Source organism: Pseudomonas sp. RA_5y_Pfl1_P24, assembly GCF_963970945.1.
GTDB classification, from domain to species: Bacteria; Pseudomonadota; Gammaproteobacteria; order Pseudomonadales; family Pseudomonadaceae; genus Aquipseudomonas; species Aquipseudomonas tritici.
In genome coordinates, this window is the sequence record NZ_CAXAOJ010000005.1 from 104238 (window position 1) to 117829 (window position 13592).

The window sequence follows — 13592 nt, forward strand, 5'->3', positions numbered from 1 at the left end:
GCAAGCCAGCTCCCACATTTTGACCGTGTTCCGTCAGGTCAATCTGCGTCGCTGAAGTCGTAGTGCAATTCATTATCCCGGCTGCTGATCCTCACGCCCGCCAACGCCTTGCCTTCCAGCATGCGCGTGAGGAATTCACGGCTCATGTCCGGCAGCAGGCTGTTGGTCAGGATGGTGTCGATCATGCGTCCACCGCTTTCGGTCTCGGTGCAACGCGAGACGATCAGGTCGACCACCTCGTCGTCGTAGTCGAAGGCGACTTTATGGGTGTTTTCCACGCGCTTTTTGATGCGGTCGAGTTGCAGGCGGGTGATCGCCTTGAGCATCTCGTCGCTCAGCGGGTAGTACGGAATCGTCACCAGTCGGCCGAGCAGCGCCGGCGGGAAAATCTCCAGCAGCGGCTGGCGCAGGGCCTTGGCGATTTCTTCCGGCTCCGGCACGTTTGCCGGGTCTTTGCACACCCGGGAAATCAACTCGGTACCGGCGTTGGTGGTCAGCAGGATCAGGGTGTTCTTGAAGTCGATCACCCGGCCTTCGCCGTCTTCCATCACGCCCTTGTCGAACACCTGGAAGAAGATCTCATGCACGTCCGGGTGGGCTTTTTCCACCTCGTCCAGCAGCACCACGCTGTAGGGCTTGCGCCGCACCGCTTCGGTCAGCACACCGCCTTCGCCGTAGCCGATATAGCCCGGTGGCGCGCCCTTGAGGGTCGACACGGTGTGGGCTTCCTGGAATTCGCTCATGTTAATGGTGATGACGTTCTGCTCACCGCCGTACATGGCTTCGGCCAGCGCCAGCGCGGTTTCGGTCTTGCCCACGCCGGAGGTGCCGGCCAGCATGAAAACACCAATCGGCTTGCTTGGGTTGTCGAGGCCGGCGCGGGAGGTCTGGATGCGCTTGGCGATCATCTGCAGGGCATGGTCCTGGCCGATGATGCGTTTTTTCAGGTGCTGGTCGAGGTTGAGCACCGTTTCCAGTTCGTTGCGCGCCATACGGCCGACCGGGATGCCAGTCCAGTCGGCGACCACCGAGGCCACGGCCTGGTAGTCCACGGTCGGCAGGATCAGCGGGGTTTCGCCTTGCAGCGCGCTGAGGCGCTGTTGCAGGTCGACCAGTTGCTCGCGCAAGGCGTCGTCGCCACTGTCTACGGCGCCGGCTTTCTCGCGCAGGGTTGCACGGGTGGCGAGGAGTTCATCCACCAGGGTTTTCTCTTCGGCCCAGCGGCCTTCCAGGGTCGCAAGACGTTCGCGTTCTGCGGCCAGCAAGGCTTCGCTGTTGCTCTGGCGCGCGCCAATGGCGATGCCGATGGCATGCTCGCGGGCGATGATTTGCAGCTCGGTTTCCAGCGCTTCGATGCGACGGCGGCTGTCGTCCACTTCCGCCGGCACCGCGTGCAGGCTGATGGCGACGCGGGCGCAGGCGGTGTCCAGCAGGCTCACGGATTTGTCCGGCAACTGACGCGCCGGGATGTAGCGGTGGGACAGCTTGACCGAGGCTTCCAGCGCCTCATCGAGGATCTGCACCTGATGGTGTTTCTCCATGGTCGAAGCCACGCCACGCATCATCAGCAGCGCCTTTTCTTCCGACGGCTCGGCAACCTGTACTACCTGGAAGCGGCGGGTCAGGGCCGGGTCTTTCTCGATGTGCTTTTTGTACTCGGCCCAAGTCGTGGCGGCCACGGTACGCAAGGTGCCACGGGCGAGGGCGGGCTTGAGCAGGTTGGCCGCATCGCCAGTGCCTGCAGCACCGCCGGCACCCACCAGCGTGTGGGCTTCGTCGATAAACAGGATGATCGGCTTGGGCGACGCCTGGACGTCTTCGATGACCTGGCGCAGGCGCTGTTCGAACTCGCCTTTCATGCTGGCGCCGGCTTGCAGCAGGCCCACGTCGAGGCTGCGCAGTTCCACGTCTTTGAGTGCAGGCGGTACGTCGCCGGCGACGATACGCAGGGCGAAACCTTCGACCACGGCGGTCTTGCCCACGCCGGCTTCGCCAGTAAGGATTGGGTTGTTCTGGCGGCGGCGCATCAGGATGTCGACCAGTTGGCGGATCTCTTCGTCACGCCCCACGATAGGGTCAAGCTTGCCGCTGCGTGCCTGCTCGGTCAGGTCGACCGTGAAGCGTTTGAGCGCTTCCTGCTTGCCCATCGCGCTCGGCGCCATCGCACCGCTGGCTTCGCCCGGCACGGCGCCGGCATTGAAGCCATCGCTGGCGCTCAGGGCATTCTCCGGCGAGTCACCGACGTATTCATCAAAACGCTCGCTCAGGGCTTCGGCTTTGATCTTGTCGAACTCCGACGACAGGCTCAGCAACGCATGACGCAGGCTCGGCGTCTTCAAAATACCCAGCACCAGGTAACCGGTACGCACCTGGCTTTCGCCAAACATCAGGCTGCCGTAGACCCAGCCGCGCTCCACGGCTTCTTCCACATGGGACGACAAGTCAGTGATCGAGGTCGAGCCACGCGGTAGGCGGTCCAGGGCTTCGGTCAGGTCACGTGCCAGGCGCGCCGGTTCAACGTTGAACTGGCGGATGATGCGGTGCAGGTCCGAGTCCTGCAGTTGCAGCAATTGATGAAACCAGTGAGCCAGTTCCACATACGGGTTGCCCCGCAGCTTGCAGAACACGGTGGCGGCTTCGATGGCCTTGTAGGCCACGCTGTTGAGTTTGCCGAACAGTGCGGCGCGACTGATTTCACCCATGCTCTGGATTCCTTGAGGTGGTGGCCTGATCGGCGTAATGCCGGGCCAGGATTAGGTCGTTGGCGTCGTGCGCAGGGCTACCGAGCCAGGTGTTGAAGCCCAGGCGGAACTGGCCGTTGAGTTGCAGCGCCGGGACTTCGGGTTGTTGCAAAACCAGGTTCAGGTCCCAGTCCAATTCATCGCCCAGGTACTCGGCCACCCACGCCACCAGCTCGTTGAACGGCTGATGGCCGGGCAGCATGCCCATGTAGTCATCCAGCTTGAGCGGCCCCAGGCGGATACGGAATTTGTGCTGGCGGTCCCACACGAAGCTGCCCAGGCAAAAGTCCACACCCAGCCGGTTGGCGCTCACGCCCACGCGGCTGCGCTCGGGCAGTTCCAGCCATTGGCCGACGTATTCTTCTATCTCCACCGGCAGCCCGAAATACTCGCCGAGGATCGCCTTCAAACCGTCCGGGTAACGGGTTTGCGCCGACAGGTGGCCGCTGTAATGCAGCTTCGCGGTATCAGGGATGAGTCCCTGATTGAGCAGGCTCGGCATGCCGCGCCCGCTCAAAGCCGCCAGGCGTGCAGACCAGTAATCATCGTCTGGACGGTCGTGGCTGACCGTCGGCCGTGCCTCCGCCCAGGCCCGGTAAAACAGGCTCAGCAGGCGATGGTGGAACACATCCAGGAATTGCTTGCTGGTGCTGTCGGCGTTGTTGCGCTGGCGCTCGCGCACGTATTCGGTGATATGCAGCGGCAGCGGGCCGTTGGGGCCGCCGAGGCCAAAGAAGAACTGCTCGAGTCGCGCCGGTTTGCCATCGCCACCCGGATCGACCGAGGCCAATGTGGCCGGGGCGAAGGTGCAATCGGCCTGCTGGCCCAGGCGCAGCGGGTCATCCGCCAGGCGCAGGGAATGGCCCAGACGCGGCAGCTCGGGCGATTCACACTCGATACGCCGCAGCGCCTGGAAGAAATCGTATTCCCAGGGCTCCTGATGCATCGCATCCAGGGTACTCACAGGGTCGGACGACGTCCGGGCTTGGCTTTCCATCGCATGATCTCGCCGCGTTCGGTGGTACGGATCACCGTCTCGGTAAAACTGTTGATCGACACGTAGCGTGCCAGGAAGCGTTCCAGTACTGCACCGAGCAGGAACACGCCGGTGCCGCGAAACGCGTTTTCATCAAATTCCAGGGTGATTTCCAGGCCACGCCCAAACACAATCGGGCCGGGCATCGGCAGGCGTCGGGTCACGGCTTTGCTGCTGACTTCGCGCAGGCCTTCGATCTGCAATTGCAGGGCGGCGTCGTTGCTGTCGCCATACAGGCGCAGCAGTTCGCGCAAGGCGCCGGCGCCTTGGCCCTGTTCGCTCAGCGAGAGGTAATTGAGCGACAACTGACTGATCAGGCGCCAGGCCTTGGCATCGTGGGCGTGGCTGGGGCGCGGGCGGCTTGGGCCAGCCACACACCGCACGGCCAATACTGGCGCGCTGTCGGCCAAGGTAAAGTCGGTCTTGCCATTGCCCACGGTCATGAACAACGGCAGATCGCGGTTGGTGCACAGCGCCGTCACGCCGAGTTGGCGCAGGTCATGGCGGTACGGCGACTGCCGGCTGTCCACCAGGCTGACAAAGGTTTCGCTGCCCACGTAAGTGGAGCGCGGGCCGTTGCGGCGCTGGTCGCTGGACAGCACTCGCGGCTCACGGCGCACCGTGTAATAGGCCTGGTCGCGGCCGTAGCGGGATGGATCGCGTACCGCGTAGAACGGCAAAAACGACTGCTCCGGCCCGGTGCCGTGGCCGGTGATGCTGCTCAAGGAGTGAATCTCGAAATCCATCGGCCGCGTGCGGTCAGCGATCACATGGTGTTCGTTGACGCGGTCAGACAGGTGAATACGGTCCACGCGTTTCGGGAACAGATTGATCGCCGGGGTGCAGAACGGCAGGAACTGCGCCGGGCCGACGCTGCCTTCCAGGCTCGGCTCGTGGCGATCAAACAGCACGATCAGTTCCAGCTCCTGACCGTCGCAGCGCTTGACCGCACGGCTCAGCTCGGCGAATTCGACGAACAGGAAACGATGGGGCAGGGCGAAGTATTCCTGCAGCAGGCGATAGCCCTGGAACGCGCGGGCAACCACCGGCATGGCCGCGTCGGCATCGTCAAAACCACGGGAACGCAGCGCGTCTGGCGGCAGGCGCTCGACCCAATCGCCGCCGGGTTTGCGCGCAAACACCGCGCAGGCGTTGCCCAGCAGCTGTTCGTAAAGGCGAAACGGTTGCTCATCGGCACCACTGAGGTACAGCGGCAGGTTATCCAGGTCGAGGCTGTTGAACGGCAACTCGGCGCCGGTGCGCAGAGTCAGGCGCAAACCCGCTTTGGCCTTCGGCTCGCTTGCAGCCAGGCGCCCGAGCACGGCGGCGGGGTTGCCGAAGTACTCGGCGTTGCTCACCTGCAACGGCCACAACGTCACCGGGTGGGCGGTGCGGTACTCGCAGCAAGTCTGGGTTTCACGGCCCAGCGCGGCACGCAATACCGTGTCGCGGGGCAGGGGGAAACCGCTGGCCAGCGAGCCTTCGTCCGGGTCGGTCTGCAATTGCACCACGGTCATCGACGGCGTCGGTGCCAGGTAGTGCGGGTAGGCGATTTCCAGCAGATTGTGGGTGAAGGTCGGGTATTCGGCGTCGAGCTTGAGCTGCACGCGGGCCGTGAGGTAGGCAAAACCTTCGAGCAAACGTTCGACGTACGGGTCGGCGCAGTCCATACCGGACAGGGTCAGCCGACTGGCGATCTTCGGGTATTCCTTGGCGAACTCGGCGGCGCTTTCGCGCACGTGGTGCAGTTCCTGGTTGTACAGCTCCAGCAGGCGCGGGTTCATGGGCGTCTCCGCTGGTCGGCGTTGACCACACGTACGTGGCCGGACTCCAGGTCCAGGTCGGTTTGCAGCAACAGGCGCAACGGCACCGGCTGCGCCCACAGGTCGCCTTCGATCTCGAAACTCAGCGCGTTGTGGTTCATCTCGCCATGGCCGACGCGGGCTTTGACGCGCAGGGTGTGGCGCAAAATGCGTGGCTCAAAAGTGGCAATAGCCTGGTAGATCAGGGCTTCAAGCGCCTTGATGTCCACGCTGGAAACGCTGTTGCCCGCGAGCGCCGGCAGGCCGTAATTGACCACTGAGGTACCGGCCGGGGTGTGCAGCGTGGCGTCGGCATCCAGCAACGACGTGGTGTTGAGCAGCCACGCCAGGTCGCGCAGAACCGAGGCTTTTAATTGGGTCAGGGACAGCACGCGTTTGTCGGCGCTTTCCTTGGGGTTGGTTGGGTCATCGTCAGTCAACCGATCCAGCAGGGACGGTTGCAGACGGTCGCGGGAAGCGATTTCAGTTACCACCAAAGCAGCTCCACGGACGGGTTGTGAGAGGGACGGGTTTCGAGAGGGGCAAGGTGAGCTTGGGGACGTGGCGCGAGGCCACGGCCCCAAGGGCTATCAGCGCTTGGTGTTGGAACGGATGTTCCAGCCAAACTTGATCGCGCCGCCGTCTTTGGTGCCGTCGGCTTTCTGCGGCTGGTAGTCGACCATCACTTGGGCGAAGTTCAGGGTCACGTTCTCGGTCAGGCGATCATCGGTGCCCGAACCGCCGGTGCTCAGCGAGGTGACGAGCACTTCTTCCAGGTTGATCACCATGTACTCGACTTGGCTTTCGCCACCGGCCTTGCGCACGGTCAGCTTGACCTTGTCGATGTGCTTGCCGCTGGCGCAGTGCATCATCAGGTTCGGCGAAGCCTTGTCGACGTACTTGGTCAGCGACAAGTCCTGGATATTCACCTTGCCCGCGCCGCCGCCACCGCCAACGTGCATGTTGCCGGACTGGGCCATGCCCCAGCTCCAGTTCAATACGTCGATTTCGTCCTTGTGGGCTTTGTCCATGGACTCGCCCTTGATGTCGCCGATCTTGATGAAAATATCAACAGCCATGTTTTCTCCCTGTGTGGCCCAAGCCACGAAATTTGGTTAAGCCCAATGGGCTTTGCTTTTCTGTAGAAGCTGGCTTGCCTGCGATTGCATCACCGCGGTCTGACTGGCAGACCGCGTCGCCTGCATCGCGGGCAAGTCGAAGCGTCGAACCGCCGGCTCCCACAGTAGAGCCGGTTCAACCGTTACTTATGCGCTTTTTGCCGAAGGCAGCTTCGATACCAGGCGCAGCGACACGGTCAGCCCTTCGAGCTGGTAGTGCGGGCGCAGGTAGAACTTGGAGTTGTAGTACCCCGGGTTGCCTTCCACTTCTTCCACGATCACTTCGGCGGCAGCCAATGGGTGCTGGGCTTTGGTGGTTTCGGTGGAGTGCGCCGGGTCACCGTCCACGTAGTTGAGGATCCAGTCCTGCAACCAGCGCTGCATTTCGTCCTTCTCTTTGAAGGAACCGATCTTGTCGCGCACGATGCACTTCAAGTAGTGAGCGAAACGGCAGGTGGCGAACAGGTACGGCAGGCGCGCGGCCAGGTTGGCGTTGGCGGTGGCGTCCGGGTCGTCGTATTCGGCCGGTTTCTGCAACGACTGCGCACCAATGAACGCGGCGAAGTCGGTGTTTTTCTTGTGCAGCAGCGGCATGAAACCGTTCTTCGCCAGTTCCGCTTCACGGCGGTCGCTGATGGCGATTTCGGTTGGGCACTTCATGTCCACGCCACCGTCATCGGTCGGGAACGTGTGGGCCGGCAGGTTTTCCACTTCGCCGCCGGACTCGATGCCACGGATGCGCGAGCACCAACCGTAGTGTTTGAACGAACGGTTGATGTTCACCGCCATCGCGTACGCGGCGTTGGCCCAGGTGTACTTGGAGCTGTCGGCACCGTCGGTGTTTTCTTCGAAAGCGAAGGCTTCCACCGGGTCGGTCTTGGCGCCGTACGGCAGGCGTGCCAGGAAGCGCGGCATGGTCAGGCCGATGTAGCGCGAGTCTTCCGATTCACGCAGCGAGCGCCAGCCCGCGTATTCCGGGGTGGTGAAGATCTTGGTCAGGTCGCGCGGGTTCGACAGTTCCTGCCACGAGCCCATGCCCATCACGGTCGGCGAGGCCGCAGCGATGAACGGGGAGTGCATGGCGGCGCAGACTTTCGACAGCTCGCCCAGCAGCTCTACGTCGGGAGGCGACTGGTCGAAGTAGTAGTCGCCCACCAGGCAACCGTACGGTTCGCCGCCGAACTGGCCGTATTCTTCTTCGTACATCTTCTTGAAGATCGGGCTCTGGTCCCACGCGGTACCCTTGAATTTCTTCAGGGTCTTGTGCAGGTCCGGCTTGGAGATGTTGAGCACGCGGATCTTCAGCTGCTCATCGCTCTCGGTGTTGTTGACCAGGTAATGCAGGCCACGCCAGGCGCTTTCCAGCTGCTGGAAATCCGGGTGATGGATGACCTGGTTGACCTGGGCGGTCAGCTTGGCGTCGATAGCGGCGATGATCGATTCGATCGACTTGATCGCGTCATTGGACACCAGGTCGGTTTGCGCCAGAGCCTGTTCGGCCAGGGTGCGCACGGCCGTTTCGACGGCTTCGCGGGCACGCTCGGTCTTTGGCTTGAACTCTTGCAGCAGCAGGTTCGCGAACTCGCTGGCTTCTTCGGTGGCACCCAGGATCTGGGAGCCTTCGCGGGCGGTATTGTCAGTCATGATTACTGGTCCCCTGCAGGCTTAGGCGCGCTGGCAAGTGCCTGAAGCAATGCCGGGTCCTTGATCGCCTTCATGATGATTTCTTCAGCGCCGGTCTTGCCGTCCATGTAGGTCAGCAAGTTGGCCAGCTGGGTGCGGGCTTCAAGCAGTTGGTTCAGCGAATCGACTTTGCGCGCCACGGCAGCCGGGCTGAAGTCGTCCATGCTTTCGAAGGTGATGTCCAGGCTCAGGTTGCCTTCGCCGGTCAGCTCGTTCGGTACGTGGAAGGCCACGCGCGGCTGCATGGCCTTGAGGCGCGAGTCGAAGTTGTCGACGTCCACTTCAAGGAACTTGCGGTCAGCCACCGCCGCCAAGGGCTCGGCAGGCTTGCCGGCGAGGTCGGCCATCACACCCATTACGAAGGGCAGTTGGACCTTTTTCTCGGCGCCGTAAAGCTCGACGTCGTACTCGATCTGCACTCGAGGCGCGCGGTTGCGCGCGATGAATTTCTGAGAACTTTGCTTCGCCACGTTGCTGCTCCTGGTCGCTTGAGCGACGGTGTTGTTACTGGACTGCCGGGCGACTTACTCGCCGTCCGGGCCGCGCAGGTTTTCAAATTGGGACATGCCGTCGGGAATCAGATTGCGCACGATGGCCGCGAAGTCGGCGTGCACCAGATTCTTCGCGCGGTTCAACAGCACCGGCAGCGGGCTCGAAGGCTCGTGCCGGGTGTAGTACGCAAGGATCTTGTCGAGGCTGCGCAACACGTCGTCGCGATTGGCGATATCGCCAGCGGGGCGCGGTGCTGCGGGGGCGGCGGCGAAGTCGACCGAGGGGGCATTGTCGTCACTGACGGCCTCGGGTTCGCTGCTGCTGTCGGTGCCGGGCACCGCTTGATTGAGTATCTGCAACGCTTGTTTAAGCGGTTGCTTCAAGGCACTGAGGTCCACGCCCTGGGCGGAACCGACCTGATCATTGACGTGCTGTTCGATGGCTTCGCAAGCCGCGCGGGCAGTACTCAGGGCGTCGCGGGTGGCTTGCAGTTGCTCGGGGTCGCTGTCGAGGAACGCGGCATTGAGTTGCTGGGCGCCGAGTTGTTCATCGGGGAAACTCAGCAGGCCGCTGGCGTTGAGCGCGGCGCGCAGGCTCACGGGGCCGAAAGTGCGTGAGCGCGTGAGGATGCTTTCGCGCAGCAGGCGAATGTTCATGTCACAGGTCAAGCCGGTGAGGGCGTTGATGCGTACGGTGGGATCGTTATCGTCGTCGGCATCCAGGCGCGGGTGCAGGTCGGCCCAGTAGTCGCGCAGCAACGCGTTGATCAGTGTCAGGGCTTCGGCTAAACCAGCCACGCCCTGCAGGGCGAGGGAGCTTTGCAGCAGGAAATGGGTGATGCGCAGGTCTTTGCTGCGCGCCAGCAAGTCGAGGCTTTGCTGCTGGATGCTGCGCCATTCCGGCGGTTCAGCGGGCAGGATCGAGTCGCCCATTCTGCGCTCGGGTTGGCCCTTGGCATCACGCTCCAATTGCAAAAATTGCGCGTCATATTCCATGTCTTCGCCACAAGGCGAAGTGGCAGAAACGGCGGTGAGCAGCAACGGCACATCCACTGAAATCGATCTCCCTATCAGCCCGTTAGATGGCGGGCAATTCATGCATTAGTTGTTCGAGGAACTTTGCATGTTTTCTTGGTCATATAGGTGCAATGCCATTAATGTGCCATTACTGGTGTTCAAGAAGTTGTGCATTTTTGGTGTAGTACTTATGGCTTGTCAAGGTAAGCTATTCGCCCTCTGTGACAGATGTGCGGTGCTTAACAACCTGCGCGACTGGTGGGTCGAGTGGTGCACCGGGGCAGAATTTTTGTCATAGAACCCAGTTAAGATCAGCGATCATGCTGGCATTGGCAGGTTTTAGAGGGTCGATTGCTCGACCTGATGGGGATATCCCGGCGGCGCAGTTCCGGGAATCGACCGCGAGCGAAGTATCAGCAAGGAGGCAAGATGTCGCTGTGTTTGACTATCACTAGTTATCACAAGATTACCCCTGGGCAATGCTCCGAAAAGTCCATGAATCAGGGCGCGCTGGCTATCGGCCGCAGCGCTGAGAATGACTGGATATTGCCTGACCCTGAGCGGCTGGTTTCCTCGCAACACTGCGTTATTCAATACAAAGACGGCCGTTACTACCTAACCGATAACAGCACTAATGGTGTGGAGTTGGTTAAAGCGGGTGTTCGTATGCGTCGGGGTAACAGCGAGCCGCTGCAAGATGGTGAGTTGATCCGTATCGGCGATTACGAGATCCAGGCGCGTATCGATTTCAACGTGCAGGCCGTCGATAGCCAGCCGTTTGCCGGTGACTCACCGAATAGCTTTGAAGCGCTGATGGGCGCCGTGGTGAGCACACCCACGCCAATCCCAACACCCTCGATTGCACCCCAGTTCCAGGGCGCCTCGTCGATGGACACCCTGCCGGACCTGTTCGACTTCCTCAGCCCCTCCGCCGTGCCGCCGCCGACCGTGGCGGATCACGTGCCTTCTGAACAACATGACTTCCGCCCGCCGACGCCCGTCGCCGTGCCCGCGCCTGTGGTTGAAACGCCTGGGTTGTCGGGCTCGGTGATTCCCGAGGATTGGGACCTGTTCGGCGACGCGCCGGCGCCGGCGCCAGTGACCAGCGCACCACCACCGCCTCCACCACCTGCTCCGGTGATCCAACCGCCACCGGTGGTCGAGCCCCCGGTCCCTGTTGCCGATACCCAGCAGCAACCCGACCTCCTGCAAGCCTTCCTGCGCGGCGCTGGTCTCGATCAGCTACGCCTCGACAAGGCCCAAGCGCAAGCCCAGATGGAAAGCATCGGCCGCAGCTACCGCCTGATGGTCGAGGGCCTGATCGACGTGTTGCGTGCCCGCGCCAGTCTCAAGGGCGAGTTCCGCATGCAGCAAACGATGATCCAGCCTGCTGAAAACAATCCGTTGAAATTCGCCCCGAATGCCGACGAAGCATTACTGCTTTTGCTACGCCACGGAAACCAAGCGTTTATGGCGCCGGACCTCGCCGTGCGCGACAGTTTCAACGATCTGCGCGCCCACCAGTTGGCGGTAATGGCCGGCGTGGAAGCGGCGATCAAGCACCTGCTCAGCCGTTTCGAGCCGGCGCAATTGGAAGAGCGCATGGGCAAGCCCGGCGGGTTGTCGAGCATTTTCAACGGCTCGCGCCAGGCCCAGTACTGGCAGCAGTTCACCGAGCTCTACAGCAATATTTCCCGCGAGGCCCAGGAAGATTTCCAGGACCTGTTCGGCCGCGAATTCAGCCGGGCCTACGAAGAACACAGCGCACGACAGCGTCGCTAAACCCGCGCGCAACACATGAATTAACGGATAGCTAAGTACGTCATTGAGGACGCAGGATGATTCCCAGGTTTTTACTCGCAGCCGCCACCGTGCTACTGCTGACGGCGTGTGCCAAAGACGCCGCGAAACCCGAAGCGGTGGCAGAAGCAGAGGCCGATACAGCTGCTGTCGAGCTGCACTTCCACGCGATCAACGGGCTTAACCCCGGCGCCAGCGGCCAGGCCGCTCCGGTGCGGGTGCGTATTTTCGAGCTGAAAAACGCCGCCACCTTTGCACGCGCCGATTACTTCGCCTTGGCTGACCGCGCGCAATCCACCCTCGGCCTGGACCTGTTGGACCAGGACGAAGTGACGGTGCAGCCCGGCGAGCAACTGAGCATTCAGCGCGACCTCGACCCGTCCACGCGCCAGATCGGGCTGTTGGTGGGCTATCGAGAGTTGGACCGCGCGCAATGGCGCACAGTGATCAAAGTGCCCGCGCGCCAATACACCGAATACCAGATCAGCCTCGATGTACGCGCCGTGCGCGCCGACCTCGTGGTCTCACCATCCAGCCCTGCCCAATAAGAAGCAATCGGAGCTCCCATGTCCTGGAACAATCGCGTGGTCTGGTCGGAAGGCATGTTCATCGGAACGCAGCACTTCCAACAGCATGACCGTTACCTGGAAAACCTGATCGACGCCCGCAGCCGCCCGTTGTCCGCAGGCGCCTGGGGTTTTTCCGAGTTGCTGATCGACCAGGGCCTGCTGGCCCAGGGCAAGCTGGCAATCGTCTCGGCGCGCGGCCTGTTGCCCGACGGTACGCCCTTCAACATTCCCCATGATGACCTCGCGCCAAGCCCGCTGAATATTGACGACAACCTGCGCGACGGACTGGTGTACCTGGCCTTGCCGCTCAAGCGCGCCGGCGCCCGCGATACCGTGGACGAAGGCGAGGCCCTGGAAGCCGCGCGTTATGTGAGCCAGGTGCGTGAAGTACGTGACGACAACGCCCCCTTTGAAAACCGTGCGCCAGTGGCCGTCGGCTCTCGCGCCCTGCGCCTGTTGACCGCCCAGGATGGCATCAGCGATTACGCCGCTATCGGCCTGGTGCGCATCAAGGAAAAACGCGCCGACCGCGCGCTGGTGCTCGACGACACCTACATCCCGCCCGTACTGGACGTGGCCGCAAGCAAGCCGCTGACGGCGTTTCGCAGCGAACTGCTCGGCCTGCTGCACCAGCGCGGCGAAGCCTTGGCCGGCCGCGTAGTTGCCTCGGGCGCGGGTGGTGCGTCGGAGATTGCCGATTTCATGCTGCTGCAATTGGTCAACCGTGCCCAACCGCTGATCCAGCATTTGAGCCAGTTGAGCCCGCTGCACCCTGAACGCTTCTTCAGTGAATTGGTGAGCCTGGCCGGCGAGTTTTCGACGTTCTCGACCTCGGGCCGCCGCCCTCAGGAATACCCGCACTACCAGCACGACGACCTGGTGCTGAGCTTCGCCCCGGTGATGGCCGCGCTGCGTGAAGCGCTGTCGATGCTGATCGACAGCAAAGCCACGCCGATCCCGATTGTGGAGAAAGCCTATGGCATCCACGTGGCGATGCTGGCCGACAAAACCCTGATCGACAGCGCCAGCTTCATTCTTGTGGTGCGCGCCGATGTGCCCGGCGAAACCCTGCGCGCGCGCTTCGGCCAGCAGAGCAAAGTCGGTTCGGTGGAACACATCCGCGACATGGTCAACCTGCAACTGCCGGGCATTGGCCTGCTGCCGTTGCCGGTGGCGCCTCGCCAACTGCCGTACCACGCAGGCTCGACGTATTACGAGCTGGATCGTGGCAGCGAGCATTGGCAACAACTGAGTAATTCCGGCGGTTTCGCTTTCCACATCGCCGGGCAGTTCCCGGGCTTGAACCTGGCCTTCTGGGCGATCCGAGGATAATCC

At 62.3% G+C, this 13592-nt stretch carries 11 protein-coding genes; 3 read left to right on the forward strand and 8 right to left on the reverse strand.

What is annotated here, in order from left to right; all coding sequences use genetic code 11:
* Positions 1-38: 38 nt before the first annotated feature.
* The 8 genes from tssH to tssA all read right to left on the reverse strand — a co-directional run bounded on the left by tssH (position 39) and on the right by tssA (position 9924).
* Positions 39-2702 carry a type VI secretion system ATPase TssH gene (tssH, locus tag AACY30_RS09475; protein WP_339471096.1) on the reverse strand — a complete coding sequence of 888 codons (2664 nt, stop codon included), beginning with the start codon at positions 2700-2702 and terminating at the stop codon, positions 39-41.
* Positions 2695-3738: a type VI secretion system baseplate subunit TssG gene (tssG, locus tag AACY30_RS09480; RefSeq protein ID WP_339471094.1), complete on the reverse strand. Its 1044-nt coding sequence runs from the start codon at positions 3736-3738 to the stop codon at positions 2695-2697. Before tssG ends, tssH begins: the two co-directional genes overlap by 8 nt.
* Positions 3702-5561: a type VI secretion system baseplate subunit TssF gene (gene tssF / locus AACY30_RS09485; protein ID WP_339471092.1), complete on the reverse strand. Its 1860-nt coding sequence runs from the start codon at positions 5559-5561 to the stop codon at positions 3702-3704. Before tssF ends, tssG begins: the two co-directional genes overlap by 37 nt.
* A complete protein-coding gene (gene tssE / locus AACY30_RS09490) occupies positions 5558-6073 on the reverse strand; it encodes a type VI secretion system baseplate subunit TssE (protein ID WP_005792513.1) in 516 nt (171 codons plus the stop codon). Before tssE ends, tssF begins: the two co-directional genes overlap by 4 nt.
* A 96-nt stretch (positions 6074-6169) precedes the next feature.
* Positions 6170-6658 (reverse strand): Hcp family type VI secretion system effector, encoded by a 489-nt coding sequence (locus AACY30_RS09495; protein ID WP_005792512.1) that lies wholly within the window; start codon positions 6656-6658, stop codon positions 6170-6172.
* Between the two features lie 186 nt (positions 6659-6844).
* Positions 6845-8341, reverse strand: a complete 1497-nt coding sequence (gene tssC / locus AACY30_RS09500) for a type VI secretion system contractile sheath large subunit (protein ID WP_339415066.1) — start codon at positions 8339-8341, stop codon at positions 6845-6847.
* A 2-nt stretch (positions 8342-8343) separates the two neighbouring features.
* Complete coding sequence (gene tssB / locus AACY30_RS09505) at positions 8344-8850, reverse strand: type VI secretion system contractile sheath small subunit (RefSeq protein WP_003231688.1); 507 nt, start codon at positions 8848-8850, stop codon at positions 8344-8346.
* 54 nt (positions 8851-8904) lie between these two features.
* Positions 8905-9924, reverse strand: coding sequence for a type VI secretion system protein TssA (gene tssA, locus AACY30_RS09510; protein WP_339540215.1), 1020 nt, complete (start codon positions 9922-9924; stop codon positions 8905-8907).
* 393 nt (positions 9925-10317) lie between these two features.
* Here tssA and tagH point away from each other — a divergent pair, with 393 nt between their 5' ends.
* From tagH to tssK, 3 genes are read left to right on the forward strand one after another with little or no spacing between them, the layout of a single operon-like run.
* Positions 10318-11670: a type VI secretion system-associated FHA domain protein TagH gene (tagH, locus tag AACY30_RS09515; RefSeq protein ID WP_339540216.1), complete on the forward strand. Its 1353-nt coding sequence runs from the start codon at positions 10318-10320 to the stop codon at positions 11668-11670.
* 56 nt (positions 11671-11726) lie between these two features.
* Complete coding sequence (gene tssJ / locus AACY30_RS09520; protein WP_339540217.1) at positions 11727-12236, forward strand: type VI secretion system lipoprotein TssJ; 510 nt, start codon at positions 11727-11729, stop codon at positions 12234-12236.
* Between the two features lie 18 nt (positions 12237-12254).
* Positions 12255-13589, forward strand: a complete 1335-nt coding sequence (gene tssK / locus AACY30_RS09525) for a type VI secretion system baseplate subunit TssK (protein ID WP_339436645.1) — start codon at positions 12255-12257, stop codon at positions 13587-13589.
* Positions 13590-13592 lie beyond the last annotated feature (3 nt).

Coding starts and splice junctions, on each gene's coding strand:
- tssH (WP_339471096.1), bottom strand. CDS start 2,702: ATGGGTGAAATCAGTCGCGCCGCACTGTTCGGCAAACTCAACAGCGTG.
- tssG (WP_339471094.1), bottom strand. CDS start 3,738: ATGGAAAGCCAAGCCCGGACGTCGTCCGACCCTGTGAGTACCCTGGAT.
- tssF (WP_339471092.1), bottom strand. CDS start 5,561: ATGAACCCGCGCCTGCTGGAGCTGTACAACCAGGAACTGCACCACGTG.
- AACY30_RS09495 (WP_005792512.1), bottom strand. CDS start 6,658: ATGGCTGTTGATATTTTCATCAAGATCGGCGACATCAAGGGCGAGTCC.
- tssC (WP_339415066.1), bottom strand. CDS start 8,341: ATGACTGACAATACCGCCCGCGAAGGCTCCCAGATCCTGGGTGCCACC.
- tagH (WP_339540216.1), top strand. CDS start 10,318: ATGTCGCTGTGTTTGACTATCACTAGTTATCACAAGATTACCCCTGGG.
- tssJ (WP_339540217.1), top strand. CDS start 11,727: ATGATTCCCAGGTTTTTACTCGCAGCCGCCACCGTGCTACTGCTGACG.
- tssK (WP_339436645.1), top strand. CDS start 12,255: ATGTCCTGGAACAATCGCGTGGTCTGGTCGGAAGGCATGTTCATCGGA.